The 20919-nt window shown below is 52.0% G+C and carries 36 protein-coding genes and 1 tRNA gene; 28 read left to right on the top strand and 9 right to left on the bottom strand.

What is annotated here, in order from left to right:
* Positions 1–4 precede the first annotated feature (4 nt).
* From QLG09_RS17285 to QLG09_RS17260, 6 genes are all read right to left on the bottom strand, one after another.
* Entirely contained in the window at positions 5–715 is a 711-nt protein-coding gene (locus QLG09_RS17285; protein WP_282489185.1) for a hypothetical protein, read from the bottom strand.
* 11 nt (positions 716–726) lie between these two features.
* On the bottom strand, positions 727–1392 hold the full coding sequence (locus QLG09_RS17280) for a hypothetical protein (RefSeq protein WP_045307571.1): 666 nt from the start codon (positions 1390–1392) through the stop codon (positions 727–729).
* 3 nt (positions 1393–1395) lie between these two features.
* Positions 1396–2052 (bottom strand): exodeoxyribonuclease X, encoded by a 657-nt coding sequence (gene exoX / locus QLG09_RS17275; protein ID WP_282489184.1) that lies wholly within the window; start codon positions 2050–2052, stop codon positions 1396–1398.
* Positions 2036–2191: a hypothetical protein gene (locus tag QLG09_RS17270; RefSeq protein WP_164474756.1), complete on the bottom strand. Its 156-nt coding sequence runs from the start codon at positions 2189–2191 to the stop codon at positions 2036–2038. The genes exoX and QLG09_RS17270 overlap by 17 nt, the downstream gene beginning before the upstream one ends.
* Positions 2185–2580, bottom strand: a complete 396-nt coding sequence (locus QLG09_RS17265; protein ID WP_282489183.1) for a hypothetical protein — start codon at positions 2578–2580, stop codon at positions 2185–2187. The genes QLG09_RS17270 and QLG09_RS17265 overlap by 7 nt, the downstream gene beginning before the upstream one ends.
* A gap of 69 nt (positions 2581–2649) precedes the next feature.
* The gene (locus tag QLG09_RS17260) at positions 2650–2847 is read right to left on the bottom strand and encodes a DUF1482 family protein (RefSeq protein ID WP_282489181.1); all 198 of its coding nucleotides are present in this window, start codon (positions 2845–2847) and stop codon (positions 2650–2652) included.
* Positions 2848–3199: 352 nt separating this feature from the next.
* Between QLG09_RS17260 and QLG09_RS17255 the strand changes: the two genes are divergently transcribed.
* Both QLG09_RS17255 and QLG09_RS17250 read left to right on the top strand, forming a co-directional pair.
* Positions 3200–3370: a hypothetical protein gene (locus QLG09_RS17255; RefSeq protein ID WP_282489180.1), complete on the top strand. Its 171-nt coding sequence runs from the start codon at positions 3200–3202 to the stop codon at positions 3368–3370.
* Positions 3371–4059: 689 nt separating this feature from the next.
* Positions 4060–4446: a hypothetical protein gene (locus tag QLG09_RS17250; RefSeq protein ID WP_063925176.1), complete on the top strand. Its 387-nt coding sequence runs from the start codon at positions 4060–4062 to the stop codon at positions 4444–4446.
* 31 nt (positions 4447–4477) lie between these two features.
* On the opposite strand, the gene QLG09_RS17245 is transcribed toward QLG09_RS17250, so the two are convergent.
* On the bottom strand, positions 4478–5194 hold the full coding sequence (locus QLG09_RS17245) for an XRE family transcriptional regulator (RefSeq protein WP_063925175.1): 717 nt from the start codon (positions 5192–5194) through the stop codon (positions 4478–4480).
* Between the two features lie 108 nt (positions 5195–5302).
* Between QLG09_RS17245 and QLG09_RS17240 the strand changes: the two genes are divergently transcribed.
* The 8 genes from QLG09_RS17240 (at position 5303) to QLG09_RS17205 (ending at position 9529) form a co-directional block, all read left to right on the top strand.
* On the top strand, positions 5303–5503 hold the full coding sequence (locus QLG09_RS17240) for a Cro/CI family transcriptional regulator (RefSeq protein ID WP_014170208.1): 201 nt from the start codon (positions 5303–5305) through the stop codon (positions 5501–5503).
* 3 nt (positions 5504–5506) lie between these two features.
* Positions 5507–6049, top strand: coding sequence for a toxin YdaT family protein (locus QLG09_RS17235; RefSeq protein ID WP_282489177.1), 543 nt, complete (start codon positions 5507–5509; stop codon positions 6047–6049).
* An 85-nt stretch (positions 6050–6134) separates the two neighbouring features.
* A complete protein-coding gene (locus tag QLG09_RS17230; protein ID WP_348994672.1) occupies positions 6135–7034 on the top strand; it encodes a replication protein in 900 nt (299 codons plus the stop codon).
* Positions 7031–7720: a replication protein P gene (locus QLG09_RS17225; RefSeq protein ID WP_282489175.1), complete on the top strand. Its 690-nt coding sequence runs from the start codon at positions 7031–7033 to the stop codon at positions 7718–7720. Before QLG09_RS17230 ends, QLG09_RS17225 begins: the two co-directional genes overlap by 4 nt.
* Position 7721: 1 nt before the next feature.
* Entirely contained in the window at positions 7722–8021 is a 300-nt protein-coding gene (locus tag QLG09_RS17220) for a protein ren (protein WP_282489173.1), read from the top strand.
* The gene (locus tag QLG09_RS17215) at positions 8018–8407 is read left to right on the top strand and encodes a hypothetical protein (protein ID WP_282489172.1); all 390 of its coding nucleotides are present in this window, start codon (positions 8018–8020) and stop codon (positions 8405–8407) included. The genes QLG09_RS17220 and QLG09_RS17215 overlap by 4 nt, the downstream gene beginning before the upstream one ends.
* 64 nt (positions 8408–8471) lie before the next feature.
* Entirely contained in the window at positions 8472–8882 is a 411-nt protein-coding gene (locus tag QLG09_RS17210) for a hypothetical protein (protein ID WP_282489170.1), read from the top strand.
* A complete protein-coding gene (locus QLG09_RS17205) occupies positions 8879–9529 on the top strand; it encodes a hypothetical protein (protein ID WP_282489169.1) in 651 nt (216 codons plus the stop codon). Before QLG09_RS17210 ends, QLG09_RS17205 begins: the two co-directional genes overlap by 4 nt.
* Positions 9530–9569: 40 nt before the next feature.
* On the opposite strand, the gene QLG09_RS17200 is transcribed toward QLG09_RS17205, so the two are convergent.
* Positions 9570–9654: transfer RNA gene (locus tag QLG09_RS17200), tRNA-Ile, on the bottom strand.
* Positions 9655–9728: 74 nt separating this feature from the next.
* On the opposite strand from QLG09_RS17200, the gene QLG09_RS17195 reads away from it, so the two are divergent.
* The 13 genes from QLG09_RS17195 to QLG09_RS17130 all read left to right on the top strand — a co-directional run bounded on the left by QLG09_RS17195 (position 9729) and on the right by QLG09_RS17130 (position 15273).
* A complete protein-coding gene (locus QLG09_RS17195; RefSeq protein WP_282489168.1) occupies positions 9729–9977 on the top strand; it encodes a DNA polymerase III subunit theta in 249 nt (82 codons plus the stop codon).
* Positions 9974–10186 (top strand): hypothetical protein, encoded by a 213-nt coding sequence (locus QLG09_RS17190; protein WP_282489166.1) that lies wholly within the window; start codon positions 9974–9976, stop codon positions 10184–10186. Before QLG09_RS17195 ends, QLG09_RS17190 begins: the two co-directional genes overlap by 4 nt.
* Positions 10187–10370: 184 nt before the next feature.
* The gene (locus QLG09_RS17185; protein WP_282489165.1) at positions 10371–10820 is read left to right on the top strand and encodes a recombination protein NinB; all 450 of its coding nucleotides are present in this window, start codon (positions 10371–10373) and stop codon (positions 10818–10820) included.
* A complete protein-coding gene (locus tag QLG09_RS17180; protein WP_263730014.1) occupies positions 10813–10983 on the top strand; it encodes a NinE family protein in 171 nt (56 codons plus the stop codon). Before QLG09_RS17185 ends, QLG09_RS17180 begins: the two co-directional genes overlap by 8 nt.
* Complete coding sequence (locus tag QLG09_RS17175) at positions 10976–11266, top strand: DUF1364 domain-containing protein (protein WP_014170199.1); 291 nt, start codon at positions 10976–10978, stop codon at positions 11264–11266. Before QLG09_RS17180 ends, QLG09_RS17175 begins: the two co-directional genes overlap by 8 nt.
* Complete coding sequence (gene rusA, locus QLG09_RS17170; protein ID WP_282489164.1) at positions 11263–11625, top strand: crossover junction endodeoxyribonuclease RusA; 363 nt, start codon at positions 11263–11265, stop codon at positions 11623–11625. The genes QLG09_RS17175 and rusA overlap by 4 nt, the downstream gene beginning before the upstream one ends.
* Positions 11622–11762 carry a YlcG family protein gene (locus QLG09_RS17165; protein WP_014170197.1) on the top strand — a complete coding sequence of 47 codons (141 nt, stop codon included), beginning with the start codon at positions 11622–11624 and terminating at the stop codon, positions 11760–11762. The genes rusA and QLG09_RS17165 overlap by 4 nt, the downstream gene beginning before the upstream one ends.
* Positions 11759–12448 (top strand): bacteriophage antitermination protein Q, encoded by a 690-nt coding sequence (locus tag QLG09_RS17160; RefSeq protein ID WP_282489163.1) that lies wholly within the window; start codon positions 11759–11761, stop codon positions 12446–12448. Before QLG09_RS17165 ends, QLG09_RS17160 begins: the two co-directional genes overlap by 4 nt.
* A 137-nt stretch (positions 12449–12585) precedes the next feature.
* Positions 12586–12942: a hypothetical protein gene (locus QLG09_RS17155; RefSeq protein ID WP_282489162.1), complete on the top strand. Its 357-nt coding sequence runs from the start codon at positions 12586–12588 to the stop codon at positions 12940–12942.
* Positions 12943–13273: 331 nt separating this feature from the next.
* The gene (locus QLG09_RS17150) at positions 13274–13615 is read left to right on the top strand and encodes a phage holin, lambda family (RefSeq protein WP_047361835.1); all 342 of its coding nucleotides are present in this window, start codon (positions 13274–13276) and stop codon (positions 13613–13615) included.
* Positions 13599–14042, top strand: a complete 444-nt coding sequence (locus QLG09_RS17145) for a lysozyme (protein ID WP_282489161.1) — start codon at positions 13599–13601, stop codon at positions 14040–14042. Before QLG09_RS17150 ends, QLG09_RS17145 begins: the two co-directional genes overlap by 17 nt.
* The gene (locus QLG09_RS17140) at positions 14039–14425 is read left to right on the top strand and encodes a DUF2570 domain-containing protein (protein ID WP_282489160.1); all 387 of its coding nucleotides are present in this window, start codon (positions 14039–14041) and stop codon (positions 14423–14425) included. The genes QLG09_RS17145 and QLG09_RS17140 overlap by 4 nt, the downstream gene beginning before the upstream one ends.
* Before the next feature lie 629 nt (positions 14426–15054).
* Positions 15055–15273 (top strand): hypothetical protein, encoded by a 219-nt coding sequence (locus QLG09_RS17130; RefSeq protein ID WP_232944733.1) that lies wholly within the window; start codon positions 15055–15057, stop codon positions 15271–15273.
* A gap of 89 nt (positions 15274–15362) precedes the next feature.
* Here the strand turns inward: QLG09_RS17130 and QLG09_RS17125 are convergent, their stop codons facing one another.
* The gene (locus QLG09_RS17125; RefSeq protein ID WP_041162635.1) at positions 15363–15848 is read right to left on the bottom strand and encodes a hypothetical protein; all 486 of its coding nucleotides are present in this window, start codon (positions 15846–15848) and stop codon (positions 15363–15365) included.
* An 80-nt stretch (positions 15849–15928) separates the two neighbouring features.
* On the opposite strand from QLG09_RS17125, the gene QLG09_RS17120 reads away from it, so the two are divergent.
* The 5 genes from QLG09_RS17120 (at position 15929) to QLG09_RS17100 (ending at position 20919) form a co-directional block, all read left to right on the top strand.
* Positions 15929–16567: a putative metallopeptidase gene (locus tag QLG09_RS17120; protein ID WP_282489158.1), complete on the top strand. Its 639-nt coding sequence runs from the start codon at positions 15929–15931 to the stop codon at positions 16565–16567.
* Between the two features lie 32 nt (positions 16568–16599).
* Entirely contained in the window at positions 16600–17049 is a 450-nt protein-coding gene (locus QLG09_RS17115; RefSeq protein WP_282489157.1) for a DUF2280 domain-containing protein, read from the top strand.
* Between the two features lie 9 nt (positions 17050–17058).
* Positions 17059–18534: a terminase gene (locus QLG09_RS17110; protein ID WP_282489156.1), complete on the top strand. Its 1476-nt coding sequence runs from the start codon at positions 17059–17061 to the stop codon at positions 18532–18534.
* Positions 18535–18614: 80 nt separating this feature from the next.
* Complete coding sequence (locus QLG09_RS17105) at positions 18615–19982, top strand: phage portal protein (protein ID WP_282489202.1); 1368 nt, start codon at positions 18615–18617, stop codon at positions 19980–19982.
* On the top strand, positions 19930–20919 hold the full coding sequence (locus tag QLG09_RS17100; protein ID WP_282489155.1) for a phage minor head protein: 990 nt from the start codon (positions 19930–19932) through the stop codon (positions 20917–20919). The genes QLG09_RS17105 and QLG09_RS17100 overlap by 53 nt, the downstream gene beginning before the upstream one ends.

Raw genomic sequence — 20919 nt, 5'->3', positions numbered from 1 at the left:
CCTTTCAGAAGGGAATGTCATCGTCGAACTGAGGATTTTGATTGCTCTGCGATACCTGACGGTTGGCCTGCTGCAGGCGAGATTCAGGGACCGCATTCGGATCCTGCTGATTACCACTCCATCCGCCGCCGCTATGTGATGGTGCACCCCAGCCCCCGCGAGAAGAATCGTGAGGTTTACGGTCGTCTTTGTCTTTCATGGTGCGTTCGAGCGTAGCAATCGCTTCTGCTGGCGTTTTGTCGGTGAACTCTTTATAGGTCAGACGACTTCCCGGCTGGAAAACATGCCGGACTTCGAATTTGTAGCTGTCGCTGCCATCTGTCTTGGTGGTGAGGATTTTTTGCAGAAACAAGCCGACACGCTTCCCTTCCAGTGCTGGCAGACACCATTCAGGACTGCTTTGCCCCTGGCGCTGTTGCGCCTGAGCGTCTTTAACCTGCGCAGCCCACATGATGGCGGCGATCAAACCCATACCAAAAGTCTGTGTGCCGTCGCGACCGAGGAAGTTGATGCGCAGGAAGTTTGCTTTCTGGCCGTCAGCGTCGATCGAAAGAACAAGTGCCTGCGACTGTGATCCGTCCTTGCCGAACTCATACACTGCGGAGGTGATCACCCCTTCGTATGCGCCGGTTTCAGAAATGCCAGCGGAGGATCCTGCTTTGAGAGCTGCTTCGGCCGACTGCTGGTTCCAGGTAAAGCTGATTGGTTGGTTCATCGTCATCTCTCTTATAAGTCAGTGAATTCAGAAATTGCGTTGTCGAACGCCGCCAGGTCGTTATCCATGTCAGTAACTTCTGGGCCGAAAAGGTCAGGAGGACATTTCACGGTGTCGTTGTCGTCGCCCTTCAACAGGAAAAGGTGTTTGCCGTCGCGCTTGATGATGCGCAGAACGATAGGGAAGTAGCCTTCGGGTGTGAGCTTTTCGTTAAGCATCTTGCCAACGGTCTTCATCCTGATTTTTCCTTCGCTCTCTTCGGTATGGGCGAGGAAGTAAACGCGAAAGTCGTCAGGGAGCTGGGTTGCTGCTTCAATGATGCGCCAGGCGTGTTCCGCCATTTCGGTGAATTTGGTGTAGCCAGTCTCGTAGGCCCGGTCCATGTTTTCGTGCTGCATGACAGCCTGAAAGTCATCAATGATAAGTATCTTGCGGCCACTCATCGCGGCGTTACGGATCACATCGAGAAGATGCCTACCATTGCGGATATCAACCACGTTCCCACGCTGGATGGTGTTATCAGGCAGGCGTTTACCATGGAGTTTCCAGCCGGTATTTCGGAACGGTAGGGCCTTACGAATACAGCGAGCGAGAATAGCGTTTTCCGGGTTAACGTTGCGGATGCTGTACGTCTTGCCATACCCGGAGTCGGCAAGGATGAGAGTCATCACCGCCATGAATTACCCCTTAAGCCAGTGTTTAATGGTGAAGAGAATGTCTTCGTCGTCGCTGTTGCTGGACAACCAGCGGAGATAGCCAGGGTCGACCTTCGCAATCTCTTCGAACGTAAGGCCCTTGTGCTTGCCAAACCGGATCGCCTTAATCAGTGATGGGCTGTTTGAAATGGCGCGCATTTCGCCAAACGTCCATTTCGCCAGGCGGCCCATGTACAGAAGCATTTCAGCAGTGACGTAGCAGTCATACAGCGCGCGGTGCGCATACAGACCTTCCGGCAGTTCAGGTTTCAGGCCAAGGCTGTAACGCAGATACTGGTTGCTGTGACTTGGGTGATCAGGAAGAAGAGCGCGGGCCAGCTTAGCGGTGCAGATCCAGGGGGCGTCGATTTGCGGCAGCTTAGATTTATCGAATTTCGCGTTGTGTGCGACGTAAGCCTGCGCGCCAAGGTAACGCCCGATAACCTCGCCAATCAGCGGGGCGTCAGCGACTATATCTTCAGTGATATGGTGGATAGCCATAGCCTCGAAGCTGATCGCTTCAGTGGGCTTCACAAAGTCGCTCATGGGATTGCAGATAACACCGTCGACAATATCAACGCTGGCAATCTCCAGCACACTACCTTCCAGGCTGGTAGTTTCGGTATCAATAACTCGCAACATGCTTAATCTCCGTAAGGTGGTCGTTAACTGCGTCAAATTCTGCGAGCTGGTGGGCCAGTGATTCGAGGTCTGCCGGCTGCAGGTCATACAGCAGGCAGAGCATGGCAACCATCAGCAATCCGGTCTGGTGAGTTACCATCGCGTTCTCCGTGATGTCTTGGCGCGGGATGGGTTCTGGCGGAAGAACTTCTCAGCGCAGCCTTTGTCGGTGCAGAAATGCTTTTGTGCCGTCGACATGTAGGTTGATACTGTCTGAACAGTGCAATCGCTCTTATGACGCCGAGCGCCGCAGTAAGCACACATTACAGAGCTGAGGTGCTCGGTAGCTGAGTCGAGAATGATGCTTTCCGCAAAACTGCCTGGCACACCACGTGAATCGACATACTCGATCATGTTCTCGGTGCGCCCGGCGCTGTTGGTAAATGACCCGCGCCCGGTAAGTTTGATAATTTGCCCGCCGAGTTTTAGTCGGGATCCTTCTGGCAAACTTGCCAGACGTTCAGAGGTTAATCGCTCGTAAGGTTGCATAAAGACTCCTTAAAAAGTGCGTGCGAAGGCCGCCCGCGTAATGCCAGGCCGATCTGTTGAACAGGGTGGTTACTGTTGCGCGATGGATTTCGCCGGGATCTCACCGTTGCGGAGGATGCTCTCTACCGGCCAGCATTCAGCTGTTACTTTTTGCTCTGTAGCTGCCTGGCTGCATTCATGCTGGCTGTAGTAAACGCCGAGAATGACATCCTGATAATCACCGTTGGTCATTGCCACGGTCAGGACGAGTGCGAATAAAGTTTCCATCAGTGAAGAGTCCTCCCGATGGCGACGGCGTAAAGGCGTTTTGCTTCTTCCCACGCCGGAGCATTGCGATGGAGCACCGCGAACGACGCGAGCCGTTGGGCTTCTCTGATCTGCTGCTGGTTTACCATGATTTCCTCTTGGCCTTATCGCGGCGAACGGAACGGTTAATACAAGACTTCTGCGCTAATGGGCGGTGGATGGCCGCCGGTTGTCATAACTAAGCCGCCTCGGTGAAGCGATTGAGGTATGGATTTCCTTTTTCCGTAGTTGCTAAATTCAAGATCGCGTGTTAGATCATCTATGGCTTACTCAACCATGTAGTTCGATGTTTTCTAATGAAAAAGGAGATCTTATGAGTGATGTTATTAACCCAAAAAATAGTGCGGAAGCAGCAGCCCAACAGGTCATACTTGAATTGATAAAAGCTGGAAATTTAGGTGCTGCGGGGAACGGAAAGGCTATAACTGATGTCTATGAATATCTTGTTAAAGAATACAAACGATTAAATAAAGAAAGTCATTAACTTTAAAACTGAAGCTTGAATTTAAGCTTCAGTTGTTTCGCCACACTCTCGCAGTGGCCGCGCTCATGCCCTTGAGTTGCTGTCGCTCATCGCCGCTCATAACCGGCGCGCGTCTGGCGTTCGCGCTGCTTTACCGGCATACCCTTTTCCTCGATTAACCCTGACCAGCGGTATGTCGCAGTTCGGACCTGCGTCTGGCTCTCTCATGGAGACTCGGGGCCGCATCATTACTGCGGCTTGAAAGTGCGGTCTGTCCGCTTTAATGCTCCATTGAAATCACTCCTCTAAGGTGAATTAGCGCCCCATCATCGGAGCGTTTCAAATTGAGTGACTTATCAGCGCATCGCAGCGTGGTCCTCTACACCTACCGTACGCATACGGACACAGTGCTTACCTCGATCCCATCGGGTGCAATTTCTTTTTGCCAGGAGCGCTACGGCTGCCTGTCACTCAGTCTAATTTGTTAAAGAAGCAGGCGACTTGCTGTCCGCCGCTGGCTAACTTCGCTCAGCTGTCGATGTTTCGTTTCGATGAGTAAACAATACTAGCGGTATTAATATAAATCAATACTGGCGGTATTAATAATTGGTGCAGCGGTATTATGTTCATGAAAATAAGGAAGAAATATTTTTGTAAGCGAGCAGAGCGGCTAGTATTGATGGGGTTTTGAACTTTATTGGAGAGGGAAAATGAGGTTACTTATAGCTGCGGCGTTAGTTTTACCGATGGTTGCAAACGCATCATGCTGGACTGTGAAAGATCTTAAAGGGTCAAGCTACAGTGAGAGAGAAGGGTATTCGCGGATTGACGACGCGTTTTCTGGAACATTCACAATCGTTATTGATGGCGATAATGCGGCAGTACTGTATGACGGTCTTGATGGTGGAGGCATGGTTTATCGAGCTATGAGTAAAAATGTTGTTGTAGGGCTTACCACTGAACCTGGAAAGCACGCCATGGAGACTTGGGTTGTACAGCCTGATGGTGTTGTATTGATGAGCAAAACGCTATCTGGTTTTGGAGGGATAGATTCAACGAAGGCAATGGTGGGCAGGGTCGCCGGTCAGTGCAAATAGAGGCGCGAAAACGCCCCTGTTTGCAAACTTATCAAACGAGCTTTAGCTTCGTCTCAATCGCAACACCGATAATTCTGCAATTACCATTGATGGGAACGAGGGGCCACTGCGGGTTAAGGCCCTTGAGGTATTTTTGGCCTCCATCAATGATCAATTTCTTAAATGTAGCTTCGTTTGAATCAGATAGTTTAGCGATAACGAGGCTGCCATTGATTGGTTCTCGTCCGGTATCGAAAAGCACAAACGTGCCTTCTGGTATGCTTAAACCAGCGGGCGCAGTCATTGAATCCCCTTCAACACGCAACCAGAAAGCATCTCCCTGAATGTGAGCATCTGATTCCAGCCACTGATCAACATCCTTAATCGAGTATGGCTCTAAAGCCTCACACCATGAACCCGCCTGTACGCTACTAATCACCGGATAGCGTTTACCTTGTGTATATCCGACTACATACGGAACTGATGGCTCATTAAAGCTGGCTAGCCCCATTTCGGAAAGCTCTTTAGCCAAAGTCGGGCTGAATTCCTCAACGCTAACTTTAAGAAGGCGAGCAAAAACAGATGCTACTGGAACGTTGAGTGGATTCCTGCCGTTTAGGTAATGGCCTACCGCACCCTGAGTTATGTCCAACTCGTCAGCAATAGACTGCTGGGTAACTCCGAGTACTTTTTTCTTCGCCTCATAGATGGCTTTAAGGCGCTTTGCGTCCTCAGCCTGAGTCGGTGTGATTTCTTTTTTCTTTTCCATTATCAGATATTAATACCTGAGCTATTAATTTAAAAATACCGCCGGTATTGCATGTTTTAATACTTATGGTATTGTTTTTGTATCAACCGTAAGGAGCCACGTTAAAAAATGAAAATTTCACTCGCTGAATATGTCGACGAGGTTGGTCAGGTAAAAGCAGCTGATGCCATTGGCGTCCACCAAACGGCAATTAGCAAAGCGATCAGGGTCGGCCGTCAGATTTTCATCAACAAGCTTCCTACTGGCGAGGTTCAGGCGGTCGAGTATCGCGAATTTCCTCACAGTAAGAAGCAGGAACATCAGGAATAGCAAATGCATTCACTTGTGTATCAACACAATACCGGAATACCCCCGGGAGCGATGATAAACCGCGCTCAACCTAAGGCGGCGCCAGACCACGAAAAGATCCGCGACGCGGTTCGGGCATGGTCATCGGCGCTGGACAATCAGGACGTCGTTTCGGCGCTGATCATCAGCGAATACCGGGAGCAGGGCGGAACCACCATCAGCTTCCCGGAAGACATCAGCCGGGCGCGGCAGAAGCTTTTTCGCTTCCTGGATAACCGTTTCGACTCCGAGCAGTACCGCGAGAACGTTCGCCAGCTGACACCGGCAATCATGGCCGTGCTGCCGGTTGAGTATCGCACTCGCCTGATCGGTGCCGATTGCAAAATGTCTCGTCTGGCTGAAGCCGAGAAAGAACTCGCAGAGGCTAAGCAGGCCGTGCTGCTGGACGCTCCAGAACATCAGAAACTGAAAGAGGTAAGCGAGGGTATAGCGTCGCTGTTCCGCCTCATGCCGGAGCAGGTAGGGCCGTTGATGACGATGGTCACGTCGATGCTGGGGGTTATGTGAGAACTACAGAAAGGGCAAAAGCCGGTCTGCGCGAACAGAACCGACTTTCAGGCGCAAATTGTTTGGACTCTTTGCAGGAGTAAGTATGTCAAACACTGCTGAAATTATCAATTTCCCTGCGCTTAAACCTGCGCAGCAGGAGAATCGCATGGCCGATCTGGAAAATGGCTACCTTCGCCTTGCTAACCAGATTCAGGATGCCCTGTGTTTCGTAGAGCTTTCGGGGCGTGAATTCCGCGTGCTGAATGCTATTGTTCGCCTGACGTATGGCTGGTCCAAGAAAGAGGACCGGATCACCAACAGTCTCATTGCAGATAAAACCAGACTGGCCGTTAAGCACGTTTCTGAAGCTGTGCTCAGCCTGGCTTATCGCAACATCATCAAGATGCGCAGAATCGGGCAGACACGTTACATCGGGATTAACACGCTCCTGGATAGCTGGGCTTACACAAAGCCAAAATGTGCAAAGTGCCCGGTCAGTTTTCCGGTCGCTGAAGTTGTAACGCAGGTTATTACCATCCCTGAAATCGGGGATAGCAAAATCACCTCAAAAACCATCCCTGAAATCGGGGATAACCATCCCCAAAAACAGGGAAAGGTATCCCTGAAAACAGGGAACACCAAAGACATTCTTCCAAAGACAAATATAAAACCTAATACCCCCTCTAATCCCCCAAGGGGGAAGGGCAAGTTTGATCCGCTCGGAATTGACGTTCCTGAATGGCTGAATCAAACCGCCTGGGAGGAATGGATTGCCTACCGTAAACATTCTGGCAAGCCGATCAAAACTGAGCTGACCGTCACGAAGGCGTTCAAGCTGCTGAAAGAGTGCATGGACGACGGACACAACCCGGTCGACGTGATCAACACCAGTATTGCGAACGGATATCAGGGACTGTTTAAGCCGAAGTTCACTGTCAAGCCAGCCGCTAAACCAGATCTGGACTTCAATAACACTGACTGGGCCTATGGGGTGATGCGATGAAATCTCTTGCAGAGCAGATGCATAACCACGACCGCGAGCAGATGAGCCGCATGGCCCATAACCTGCCAGAGCAGTACCAGGAGCGCGCGCCAGTCGAACAGGTGGCACAGGTATTCAACAACCTGTTCAACGAGCTGCGTGCCGCGTTCCCGGCCAGCATGGCGAACTTCCGTACCCAGGACGACCTGAACGAATTCCGCCGTCAGTGGCTGCTGGCGTTTCAGGAGAACGGGATCCACTCAATGGCTCAAGTCGATGCCGGTATGCGCATAGCCCGCCGCCAGGAGCGCCCATTCCTTCCGTCACCGGGCCAGTTCGTCGCCTGGTGCAAGCAGAGTGGCGGCGCGCTGGGCATCACCGTTGACCAGGTGATCGCAGAATACTGGGACTGGCGTAACCGTTCGTTCGAGTTCACCTCAAGTGAGCAATTCCCCTGGTCTCAGCCGGTCATGTACCACATCTGCGTCGAGCTGCGCCACCGCAGTACAGAACGCCAGTTAACGCATGGTGAGCTGGCGCGAGAGGCGGGCGATCTGCTGGACATGTGGGAGAGGCGCGTCACCGAGGGAAAACCAGTACCGCCGGTGCGCCGGGCAATTGCAGCACCTGCTGCCGAACACGGGCCTACGCCTATCCAGCTGCTTCAGGCGAAGTACAACCGCAACAAGTCGAACGGGATGGTGTGAGATGACTGGAAGAGAGGCTATCGAGTGGTATCTGGAAGGTTATGGCTCATTCACTGCGGAGTTGGTATGCGAAGCAACCGGAGTGTCCCGCTCTCAGGTACTGGCGGCATCGTTCAAGATGCGGCAGAACGGCGAGATTGTCCTTCGCGAACGTAACTGGCGCACCAATGTGTACGTGGCCGCCGAAGACGATGAAGGGAAGCCGATCAACCGCGACGGCGAGAACACAATTTTCCAGGAGTGCCGCAACAGCGCGGCGATGAAGCGGGTATTGATGGTTTGGGGGGGAGTAGGGGTATGAGTATCAAACGTTATGAGTGGGTGGCCTGTGATGAGCATTCGTGCCATTGCGACGTGGTAGAGAGCGTCGAGGGCGATATGGTCGGTTACGAAGACTACGCCGCACTTGAAGCCAAGTGCGCGGCTCTGGCTGCGGAGAATGCGGGGTTGAAGGCTTTGGCCAGGGGCTGGGCCAATGCAACAGATGACCGTCTGTTTGAGGAGCATGGAGAGATTTTTCATGACTTATCGATGCCTGTGAGGAAGAGCTCAAAACAATCTGCCCTACTACCGACGCTTTCCTGGCTGAAGTGCGGGCGCAGGGTGTGGAACGTTTGGCCAAGGCCTGGTATGCCATTGCAAACGAAACAGACCCAGGAATTAGCATCAGCGAGTCATCACGATTGAAATATCGTCAACGAGCAGATGACGCTGCTGAGTTCGCCAATGACATTCGCCAGGAGGCCGCCCAATGAGCAACATCGACAAACATGGATTATTAGGCGTTCCGAAATACGCCAATCAGCACCGCTTATCTCGTCTGACTATGGAAGTGCATACCGCTGAACTTCGGATTATGGCATCAGCAGTAGAGAGCTATACCGACGAGTTGATAGCAGCGCTTGAAGCAGCAGAGAAGCGGATTGCTGAGCTGGAGGCGAAAAAAGTAAAAATTAAATTGCCTGAATCATTCTATCCGGATGGCGATACCGACTGCCCGTTAGTAATCAATGAATACCAGATTATTGAAGCGATTGTTGCAGCAGGCTGCAAGCCGATAGCAGTCTGCCCACGATGTAAGTGTGAGCTTGATTTAACCCACAAGCCTGATGGGGCGCATTATTGCCACCCCGCCGCAGCCGGTAAAGGAGAGGCATCATGAGAACTATTTCCAGAGAATTCACCAAGCAGTTAATAGAACATGCGAAGAAACACATCGCACAGGATGTGTGGTTGAGCAATAAATTTGGCGAAACCCACAACACACCGGCGACCGTAGAACTGGCTCGTATCGCGCTTGCTTCACTGGACGCTGAGCCAATTTATCAATGTGAATTCTGCCACCATGACGGCAATGGTGAACTGCAATGGCATTGGGAGGATGTGAACAAAGACTTTTACGACCAATACGATTCAGAGCGCCGCGGTAAACGCCGAATTATTTACACAACCCCTCCAGCGCCGGTAGTGCCGGAGGAAATGCCAAAAGGTCTGGCTGGTCAGATTATCAGTCTGCTGGCACATAACATTGGCGATAAGTTCCTGGCTCAGAAAATCTGGAACGCCTGCCGTACCGCCATGCTTAAGGGTGCCGATGGCAACTCTCCGGTGATTCCGGATGGTTGGGTTATGGTGCCGGTTGAGCCGACAGAAGACATGGTCGTCAATGGCTTTGAATCAGAGCCTGATGAGAGCTTCAGCGACGTGAAGGAGTGGGAAGCATACGACGCTATGAGTGGATGCCAGCAAGCAGCGCACCGGGCTAAGCTGTGCTACGCGGCGATGATTGCGGCGGCACCGAAACCATAAGGGTGATAAATAAGAAGGGGCCGACATTTGTCGACCCCTTTAATGGGAGTGGGATTCGAACCCACGAACCGTTTCCGGTTTGCGCAGTATCAATGCGCCGCTTTCGGCCGCTCAGCCATCCCGCCATATTTGGCATTGATAAGATTTATCTCATACCGTTAAATGAATGCCAATTATCCATTTTTGGTAGGGGTGTAATATGTCTGACTGGAACATAGCAGCGAAGCCGCAGGTAGAACGCGACAAGGTTAACGTTGACCTTGCAGCCTCCGGCGTGGCGTACAAAGAGCGTCTGAACATGCCGGTTATTGCTGAGGTGGTGATGCGAGAACAGCCAGAGCAATTGCGGGACTACTTTCTTGAGCTTCTGAAGTTTTATCGTGAGCAGTCGATAACTTTACCGAAAGGTATCGATCTGGTTTATCTGAAACAGGAGGATGCAAAATGACGATAGAATTTGAATCTACCCCTGAAGGTGCAAGGCAGGGAATAGCACATCATCAGCGAAAAATTAGAGAACTTTTGGAAGAAGAAACCGCTATATGTGAGGACGCTCTTGAGGGTGAATATAATAAAGGTCGTCTGGATGAGATCGCTAAAGAGATAGCCTACCGAGAAAGCCAAATCGAAAAATTGAAGGCTTACCTGAAGCCGTGAAAGCGATTTGATTTCCAGCAATCATCCCGCCATAATTAAGTCATCGGGGCCTGAACAACTCCGGTGACTTCTGCGCATTTAAGGGGACTTAAATGCGACCACAATCTGAACTCCTCACCTTGTCACAGATGCAGAAATGCACCTGCGATTTTCTGCATTCTGCGTTACCTCTCGGGGGTGGCGTATGAAACAGCACTACTGCATCGTTAACGACACCGTTAAAGACAACCTCATAGCGTACATTCGCACCCTGCCAGTTAACCCTCGAGCGCCGATGGTGGTTGAGGCCCGGGAAGAGACCCGCACTGACAAACAGAACCGCCTGATGTGGCCGCTGCTGAAAGACCTGTCTGATCAGGTTGTCTGGCACGGTGAAAAGCTGACCCGCGAAGAGTGGAAGGACCTGATCACCGTTCTGGTGAATCAGACTCAGGACCAGGAACAGAAATCCGCGCCGGGAATCAACGGCGGCCGCGTTTATTTCGGCGTTCGCACATCAAAATCCAGCAAGCGCTACATGGTCGACGTCATCGAGGCGATTTACTGGTTCGGCACCAACCGCGGCGTGAAGTTCTCCGAAGTATCCAGTAAGCGCATCGCCTGGGCGCAAAAGTGGAGGGCTTCCCGTGGGTAGTCCTCTCGCACGCGTCATCACCAACGAAATATTCCGCGTTCCGGCGCGCCGCCAGCGTAAGCCCGCGGTTAAGCCGTCCGACATCCCGACCCTGAAGGACTACACCGCCCGCCTGGTGGATCAGAAATGGCTGCGTCTCGCGGCACGGAGGGCGCATGGCTAATTTGTGCAAAGCGGCACGCGGCCGCGAATGCCAGGTTCGCATCCCTGGCGTATGTAACGGCAATCCCGAAACCTCGGTACTGGCCCACATCCGTATTGCTGGCCTCTGCGGTACCGGAATAAAGCCCCCAGACCTGATCGCAACCATCGCCTGCAGCAGCTGCCACGACGAGATTGATCGCCGTACTCGTCTGGTCGATGCCGAATATGCAAAGGAGTGCGCGCTGGAGGGCATGGCCCGCACGCAGGTTATCTGGCTAAAAGAGGGGCTCGTAAAAGCATGAATGAATATCGCATCAGTCTCCCGTGGCCGCCAAGCAACAACCGCTACTACCGACATAACCGCGGGCGCGCGCATATCAGCGCAGAAGGGCACGCGTACCGCGATAGCGTCGCCAGAATCATCAAGGACTCAATGCTGGATATCGGCCTGACCGCGTCCGTGAAAATCCGCATCGAGTGCCACATGCCGGATCGCCGCCGCCGTGACTTGGACAACCTGCAAAAGGCCGCATTTGACGCGCTGACTAAGTCCGGGTTCTGGCTCGATGACCAGCAAGTCGACTACTACAGCGTGAAGAGAATGCCGATCGTCAAAGGTGGGAAGCTCGAGCTGACAATAACCGAAATGGAGGCAGCATGAAGCCAGAAACGTTAGAGATTTTCCGTACTCGCTGGCAGCGCCTCCGGATTTACCGCCGCCCGGGTTCCGTGCTGGTGGATTACCGAATTCTCCGTAACTTCGTTCGCATCTATCATTCTGCAGGAGCCGCACAATGAACAATCAGCAACTGGAATACGTACGTCAGCAGCTCATTGTGGCGACCGCAGATCTGAGCGGGGCGACGAAAGGGCAGCTGATGGCCTTCGCCGAGAACGCGCAACTCACCGCGACGGCACGCAGCCGGGGACGGAAAAAAGTATTCGACAAAGATAAGCAGCGCATGGTCAACCCGGACGGCCCACCGATGAGCGGCAGCCAGTCACGGGCCAAAGGCTCATCCATCGCGCTGGTGGGTCCGGTTGAGTTTGTTACCGCCTCATGGCGCCGCGCTTTGCTGTCGTTGGAAGATCACCAGAAAGCATGGCTGCTGTGGAACTACAGCGAGAACATCCGCTTCGAGTACCAGGTAGCGATAACCCAGTGGGCATGGGGAGAGTTCCGGGAACAACTCGGTACTAAAAAGGTGGCCGGCAAGACGATGGAGCGGCTGAAGAAACTTATCTGGCTGGCGGCGCAGGACGTAAAAGCAGAGCTGGCGGGAAAGGACGAGTATCAGCACCAGGACCTGGCGACTCTATGTGGAGTAAAACCGGATAACTGGTGCCATAACTACGCAGAATACTGGCGGGCCATGTGCGCCATCTTTAAGAGGCTTGATGGTGACTCTCTTCGCAGCGCTGTGAGAACACGATCGCAACAAAAGGCTACTTTTTCGCAGCAGGGTATTGCAAAAGTCAATTAAATAGCATACATTTCATGTAAATCTGATATTGTGCCATTGTTATCTGCAGTGTCAGGAAAAGCCTTTCAAGCCACTGGTTAAAGCCGGTGGCTTTTGTTTTAATATTTGCTCTAATATCAAACTCTAAGGTTTTCCCAATGGGCACCAAAAGATATGAGATCTATGTTCCTGATGATTTTTCAAATACAGAAGCAGCATTTAGAGATCTTATAAAGCAGCATGCACATTACTTTGAAGGTTATGTCATGGCTGATTATCGTGGCGATGCACGATATACCTATCAATCAGACAGCTTTGAGGTGACCGAAGTCTGGTATGAAAAAGGCGATAATGCTGGCTCTTTTGAGTTTGAGGTTGATGTTCAGTATTTCGAAGGTTGTAAGGATAGGGATTATTTAGATCAAGAAGCAAGAACTGCAGAATTTTCTCTGGATAAATCTAAAAGGTGTCTAGTTTTCGAGTTGGATGAAACTATCTGGAATCCAGATAATTAGTATTATGAATGCACTGAGGCCGCAGAAAAGCGGCCTTTTTTGTATCTGCACAACAGGAAAGAGCATTGGCGTGAAGGGCTCATAACCCAACATGATGGGGTGGCTCCCAATGCCGGAACAACAGTACCGGTCATCACACACAGAACCCACTACCTGGGACCCTTCGGCCAGAGAGCCAACATTGCCTTACCCTCATATTCCCGGCCTGTCGCCGGGTTTTTTATTTCAGGCTCTGGGAACCATCATCGACACGCCTACTTGTTAAATCGTCCCGAGGGCCTGACCCCTTTCAAACACACAGCCCCCGCTTTTAAGCCGGAGGTTAGAGACTATGAAAATGCATAACGATCCCCACTCCTGGACGGAGTTTATCGAACTACTCCACAGTTGGTGGCGTGGCGAAACGCCGATGGGTGCCGTATTGCTATCGGTTGTCATGGCCGCCATGCGAATCGCTTACGGCGGTGGCGGTTGGAAGAAAATGATTCTTGAAGGAGCAATCTGCGGAGCCCTAACCCTTACCGCTGTGTCAGCTCTTGATTACTTCAATCTCCCGCAGTCCCTGTCTATTGCTATAGGTGGCGCGCTCGGGTTTGTTGGGGTAGAGCAGGTTAAGGTTATGGCTTCCCGGGTGTTTAATTCTCGCTTTGGAGGCGGTGATGCAAACCAGTGATAAAGGCATTGCCCTGATCAAGCAGTTCGAAGGCTGCAAGCTAACCGCCTACCAGGACAGTGTCGGCGTGTGGACTATCGGATATGGCTGGACTCAGCCTGTCGACGGAAAACAGATCCGCGCCGGGATGGCGATTAAGCAGGAAACGGCAGAACGCCTGCTGAAGACCGGACTTGTCAGCTACGAAAGTGACGTGTCACGCCTGGTCAAAGTTGGCCTGACTCAGGGGCAATTCGATGCCCTGGTGTCGTTCACCTATAACCTCGGCGCCCGGTCTTTGTCGACATCGACCCTTCTGCGAAAACTCAACGTCGAGGATTACGCTGGTGCTGCTGATGAGTTCCTGCGCTGGAATAAAGCTGGTGGAAAAGTCCTGAACGGGCTTACCCGTCGCCGCGAGGCAGAGCGCGCTCTGTTCCTGTCGTGATTGGCGCGCTGGTTAAACGCTACTGGTTGCAGTTGCTGGTTATAGCGGTAATCGGCGTGCTGGCGTTCTTCGTGAACCACTACCGCGACAACGCCATTACCTACAAAGACCAGCGCGATAAAGCGAAGGTCCGGGCCGAAACATCAGAGGCGATCACCGGCAACGTGATCACAGCGATGAACCTCATCCGTGACATCTCACAGGCTACCCAGAATGCAAAGAACGAACTGGCCAAAAAAGGCGAGACGCGCATTGTTTACATCAGGCAGGCGCTTGAAGGCGATCCGTGTGCTAACCAGCTTGTTCCTTCTGCCGCTGCTGACAGCCTGCGGGAATACGCAGACAGTTTACGTTCCGGCTCCAGTGGTGCCGATAAGCGCTGACCTGACCGCTGACACGCCGATCCCCGGAATGGTGGTTCCGTTCACGTGGCAGGCAAGTCTGGAGTTAAACGCGCAACTCTATACGGCGCTGGGGCAGTGCAATCTGGATAAGGCGGGGATAAGAGATATAGAAAAAAATAGGGTTCTCAGTCAGCAATAAAAATGCTTGATTCATGTCTCCGTTTCGCTAACATCTGTTTGTTAACCCACGGAAAGTTCATGGAGGTCTTTTTGACCCAGTTTTTGGACTTCCCCTTAAGCAACCGTTGATCTCGACGTCAGGGTTCCTGAGCCAGGGGTAACAGAACTCGAAAGGCTAGTGAGAAGGGAGAATTTCCGGGATGGGCGACCATCTTGAGAGTTTTACCACCCGCGTCTGGGACGTTGGAGTCTCCCGCCATTCAGGTCGAGCTGTTTGGTTAATGCATGAAGAGCCAGGGGGCTCAGGTGACGTTGTTGCGTACGGACCATATTGGCCTAGGGCTGATAGGCACTCGGATGCTTCAGTAATTCGCGTTAACCTGGTCTGCCTTTCACCTACACCGCCTTCGGGCGGTTTTTTGTTGCCATCATCATGGGTAGGCCCATCGTAATGGCAATATCCACATAAGCGGATAAAAAGGCTCTCAATGTCAGACATCTACCAAATCACGCTAACCACCCAAACAGGCGAAACCTTCACGGGCAAGATGTCACGACGTCAGCCTGAGCTGGTTAACGGCTTTGTGCCGCTGGCGACAGAGACGGGCGAGTGGCTGTATTTCGCTCCAGCCGATGTGAAGCGTGTGCAGTTCACGCCAGTACCGGCAGATCAACCAGAACAGCCAGCAGAACAAACGACGGAGTAACGAATGAGCAAACCGGACTGGGCTGGACTGGAGGAGATCAGAATAGCGTACCTGTCCGGAGTAGCAGAAGTGACGAGTGGTTAAAAAAACTATTTATAATTTGCAATTTTATCTGAGATAGCCTCTGCATCATTTAAAATTTGCACCATCTCTTTTAATGCATCTTGAGTATAACCATCCTTTGCCAAAATAGACTTCTCATGTAAGTCACATACCAAGGCAAACAGGTAAGCATGATATTTGACAATATGCTCTACTAACCCATTGTCTAGCATGCCAATTTTTTGAACGTTAGCTCTGTAAACAGGATTGAAATTGTCATGGATAAAAACGCTAAACTCAACAGTATCCTGATTGTTAGCAATCATTTCTTGTAGCGTATCTTCCAGCGTCTTTTTATATCGCCGAACCTGTAACAGATGGGAAAGTGTTTTAACTTCAGCGATTAAACCGTTCTCAAGAGCTTTGGCCTCAGCTCTGCGTGAAAGAATATCTTTTACGATATTCCAAAGTCCTGTTAAACACGCACCGATCAGTGCGCTGGTTCCAACTGTTAACCAGAATGATGTTCCCATGTAAGCCTCGTTGCTTGTCGGTGATTCACATTTTTTTTACAACGATACATCCGCCCAATCTTTGGCGCAACGGAGTGGAAATGCAAAACGATGACGAGCGCAGGCCATACCCGCCAGTTAACTTCATCGACTCCGACAACTGGCAGCCATTCACCAGGCTGATTCCTGCAAACGAAGTGCATGAGTGGATAAGTCGCCAAATCCTCAGCGATACCGGAAGAATCCATAACCCTGACCACAAACACCTGATTGATGCTGATATCTGCTTCATGTGGGCTTCAGATTCGTTCGCGAAGAAAGGGCGTTTAGTCCTCGGTCAGGCCGAACAGGTAATGCTCCGCGCCGGTGGCTGGCAGAAGGCCAGAATGGAACAGCAGATGCATGAATGGTTCGGGCGCATCCCGAAATTCATCATCACGCTGGCAGCTGATTACTGCACGCAATGCAGTGACCTCGAATTCTGCGCGCTGGTAGAGCATGAGCTTTACCACATCGCCCAGGCCACCGATGATTTCGGCGCGCCTAAATTCAACAAAGAGACCGGGCAGCCAGTGCTCACACTGCGCGGCCACGACGTCGAAGAATTCACTGGAGTCGTACGTCGTTACGGTGCCAGCAAAGAAGTACAGGAGCTCGTTGATGCGGCCAATGCGCCAGCAGAAGTGGCTCACATCGATATAGCCAGGTCATGCGGTACATGCATGCTAAAGCTGGCCTAACAATATGACTGATTATGACAGGCAGGTAATCAATGGCGACACTGAAAGGTGAGGTCAAAGCCTTCATCGTTCAGTCTCTTGCCTGCTTCGATACTCCATCTCAGGTGGTGGAGCTGGTCAAAAAAGAATTTGACCTGAACATCACTCGTCAGCAGGTCGAATCTCACGACCCGACGAAAGCAAACGGCAGGGGGCTGGCGCAGAAATGGGTTGAGCTATTTCACGAAACCCGTAAACGCTTCCAGACAGAATTAAGCGACATCCCGATCGCCAACAAAGCCTATCGCCTCCGTGCGCTTGACCGGATGATGACAAAGGCCGAGAGCATGCGAAATATGGCGCTGGCGGCCTCCCTTATGGAGCAGGCCGCCAAAGAGTGCGGGGATGCGTACACGAATAAGCAGAAGGTTGAACACTCAGGCGGCCTTGCCGTGAGCTCAGTTGCATCTGTCATGGACGAGATAGGAGATGAAGACCTGTAAGGAGTGACTGTGTTAACTGAAAAGCAGAAAGCGCTCCTGAAAAACAGGCTATGGCGTCTCAACCACCTGTACAAAATCAAAGATAAAAACGGAAAGTGTGTAACGTTTAAGATGACTCCGGAGCAACTGGAGTATTTCGACGGCATGCACGACCGCAACGTAATACTTAAAGCACGCCAACTCGGTTTCACCACAGAGGTGTGCATCATCCAGCTTGATTTGGCGATCTTCCATAAAAAAGAATGCGCCCTGATCGCTCACTCACTTCCGGATGCAGAAAGGCTTTTCCGAAACAAAACGCAGTTTGCATATCAGCGGATGCCTGACGATATCAAGCTGGCCAATCCTCTCGTCAAAGAGACGACCAGCGAGTACGTATTCGCGAAAGGCGGCAGTGTAACAGTGTCAACATCCTTCCGAGGCGGCACGCTGTACAGCCTGCACGTATCAGAGTTCGGGAAGATATGTGCCAAGTATCCAGAGAAGGCTAAGGAGATTGTTACCGGTGCTTTCGAAGCTGTGCCGCTTGGTGGCGTAATTACGCTTGAGAGTACTGCTGAGGGGCGGGCTGGTTATTTCTATGACTACTGCACTGAGGCTGAGAAGGCCATGCTGCAGGGTAAGGAACTGTCCAACCTCGACTGGAAGTTTTTCTTCTTCTCCTGGTGGAAGAATCCGCAGTACGCAATTGACCCGGTGGAATCACTGCCGGTACGCCTGATTGATTACTTCGCTGAAATGGAGGCGAAGCACGGCGTAGTCGTCAACGAACGCCAGAAAGCCTGGTACTACGCCAAAGAGAAAACGCTCGGCGACGACATGAAGCGCGAATACCCGACCATTCCGGCCGAAGCGTTCCAGCAGTCGGTCGAGGGCGCGTATTACGCCAAGCAGTTCCGCTGGCTCTACACCAACAAGCGTATCGGCCAAATCCCGGATAACTCGCACCTTCCGGTACACACGTTCTGGGATATCGGCGTGGGCGACTCCACAGCTATCTGGTTCGTTCGCGAGGTGGGTACCGAGTTCCATGTCATCGACTACTACGAAAATTCCGGCGAAGGCCTGAGGCACTATATGAAGGTGCTGAAAGACCGTGGGTATGAGTACGGCGAGCACTGGGGGCCGCACGACATCGAAAACCGCGAGTTCGGCGCTGACGCCAAATCGCGCAAAGAGCTTGCGCAGGAAGGCTATGAAATCGACGGCCAGGTGTACTCGATGACATTCAACGTTGTGCCTAAAACTGGTGTCGATACCGGCATTGAGTCGGTGCGTGAAATTCTCCCATCCTGTGTATTCGATGAGGAGAAGTGTGCCGAGGGCATATCTCACCTCGAAGGTTATCGCAAAGAGTGGGATGACAAGCGCGGCTGCTGGAAAGATAAACCGCTTCATGACTTCACATCACACGGTGCTGACAGCTTCCGCTACTTTGCAGTAGCGAAGAACAACCATAAGCAGGTCGGCGCAGTATTCTTCTAAGGAGCTCATCAGTGAGTGAATTAAGCACCGGGGAACACTTCCTCGTTAACGCCCTTGCTGATGCTATCGGGCGGCAGCGCATGCTGTACGCAGGCCAGCCGGGAAACACCAAGCGCACGAAACTATGGGATGAATTCGGCTATCCAAACAACCTCGAGTTCGACCGCTACTATCGAGCCTATGAGCGTAACGCGGTTGCGTTTGCAGCTGTGCATAAGCTCCTCGATTCTTGCTGGGTAGATAATCCGACGATTATCGATGGAGATGGTTCGAAGGAGTCCACCGAAACCACCCAGTGGGAAAAATCGGTCACCAAACTAATGAAGAAGCATTGGCCAAAGATAAAGGATGCGGATCGCCGCAACCTTGTTGGCCGGTACTCGGCATTGCTCATCCAGTTTCGTGACGGAAGAGAGTGGTTCGAGCCTGTAGACAGGACGGTGGTGTCACGGCTGAAAGATAAAGCTATCGTTAAGCTTATCCCTGCCTGGGAGTCTCAGATAAAGCCGGGCAACTTCGATACCGATACGCTTTCAGAAACATACGGTCAGCCGGTTTCGTACAACTTCAACGAGCAGCCAGTAGGGGATGATGGCACGTATGGCCCGGTGCGCGGCGTAACTGTTCATCCCGAGCGAATCATCATCCTTTGCGAAGGCTCTGAAGACGAGAACATGCTATCAGGCGTGCCTTTCCTGCGCGCTGGATATAACAAACTTCTCGATCTTGAAAAGATTTCCGGTGGTAGTGCTGAAGGGTTTCTAAAGAACGCCAGTCGACAGCTAGCGATAGCTTTTGATAAAGAAACCGGTATAGCGAATCTATCTAAGCAAGCCACAGATGCTGGATATAAAGACCTTGGAGAAGCGCTGAACGATAAAGTCTCCAAGATGAACCGAGGAACAGATGCTGCCCTGGTGATGCAGGCCGGTACGCCTTCGGTGTTATCGGTGGCGCCAGCAGATCCAAAACCTTCATGGGAAGTTACCGCTAACGAATTTTCTGCCTCAATCCAAAGCCCTTTCACGATGCAGTTTGGACAGCAGACTGGCCGCCTTGCTTCAGATGAAGATAAGACGGAATGGGCAAAGCGATGTAATGGCCGCCGCTGGGGATTCCAGTCAACGGTGGTTGAGAGCGTGCTTAAGAGCTTCTGGACCGTTGGTGTCATTGACCCTCCATCATCAGGAGAGGTCACGCTGGCATGGTCAGATCTGCTCGCGCCGAGCGAGAAAGAGAAGATTGCCAACATGCAGGCAATGGCCGCAGTAGCGAAAGACACCCAGCAGGCATACGGAACACCGGCAGTGGATGAAAACGAAATCCGAGCAGTGGGTGAGCTTGAGCCACGCAAAGAGGTTAAGACTCCAGACCCCCAACAAAAGGTAACGACCGATGATCCTCTCAACCCAAAAGATGAGAATCGGGACGCCAATCGTACCGCGTAACAAAGCTGATCCGACGCAATCATCGCGGCAGGTTAGCAGGATGTTCAATGATATCGAAGGCCGGTATCTGAACATCAAGCGCAGGCTAAAGGCGCTGTTTGATCTGCGTCTTACCGGTCAGGAGCGAGAGACTAACGCCGAACGGACCTGGATGATGTGCAACAACGATGGCACTGAGCCTTCGCTGTATCAGGTGAATGCCGGAAAGTTCATCTATGACATGAACGCGGCAGAGTTGGCAAGCCTGCTTCAGGTTGTTAAAACCATCCTGGACGATGCTTTGCTCGACGGAGGCAGCCATAACCTGTGGGCGATGGATTACGTCACCGCAGAATATGAGCGCGGCACGCTGAATGCCTACACAAACCTCTCAGTGCAGTCACCAGTATATGCCAGCCAGACTACGCTGATGCAGTTACTATCCAGCCCGGCTTATCAGAACCAGATATCCAGCGCCTACGTTAGCACGTACAGCGACTGGAAGGGCATCAGTGACACCGCGCGTGCAGACCTTGCCAATGTCATTGCAGACTCTATCGGTCGTGGCATTAACCCGCGAGAGACGGCAAGCATCGTCAGTAAGCGCCTCGATGTATCAATGTCGAAGGCAAAGACTATCGCTCAGACTGAGCAGGTCGGCGCGCTGCGACAGGCGCAGTGGAGTGAAACTGACTGGGCATCCGAGAGGCTGGGTCTAAATACTGGCCTGATGTGGCTGTCGGCACTCAAGCCCGCCACTCGCCCCTGGCACGCCAGCCGTCATGGCAAGGTCTACACCACCGAAGAGGTGCGGGACTTCTACGCTGAGAAAGGCAATCGGTACAACTGCTATTGCAGCCAGATTCCGGTGCTGCTCAACGACGACGGCAGCATCTTCAATGAGGGTCTGGAGGAAAAGATGAAGAAAGAGAGAAAGTCTTGGTTTTCTGTTGATTAG

Source organism: Enterobacter sp. V89_11 (assembly GCF_029967775.1).
In the GTDB taxonomy this organism is placed as follows: Bacteria; Pseudomonadota; Gammaproteobacteria; order Enterobacterales; family Enterobacteriaceae; genus Enterobacter; species Enterobacter ludwigii.
This window is presented reverse-complemented; position numbering and strand designations above follow the sequence as displayed.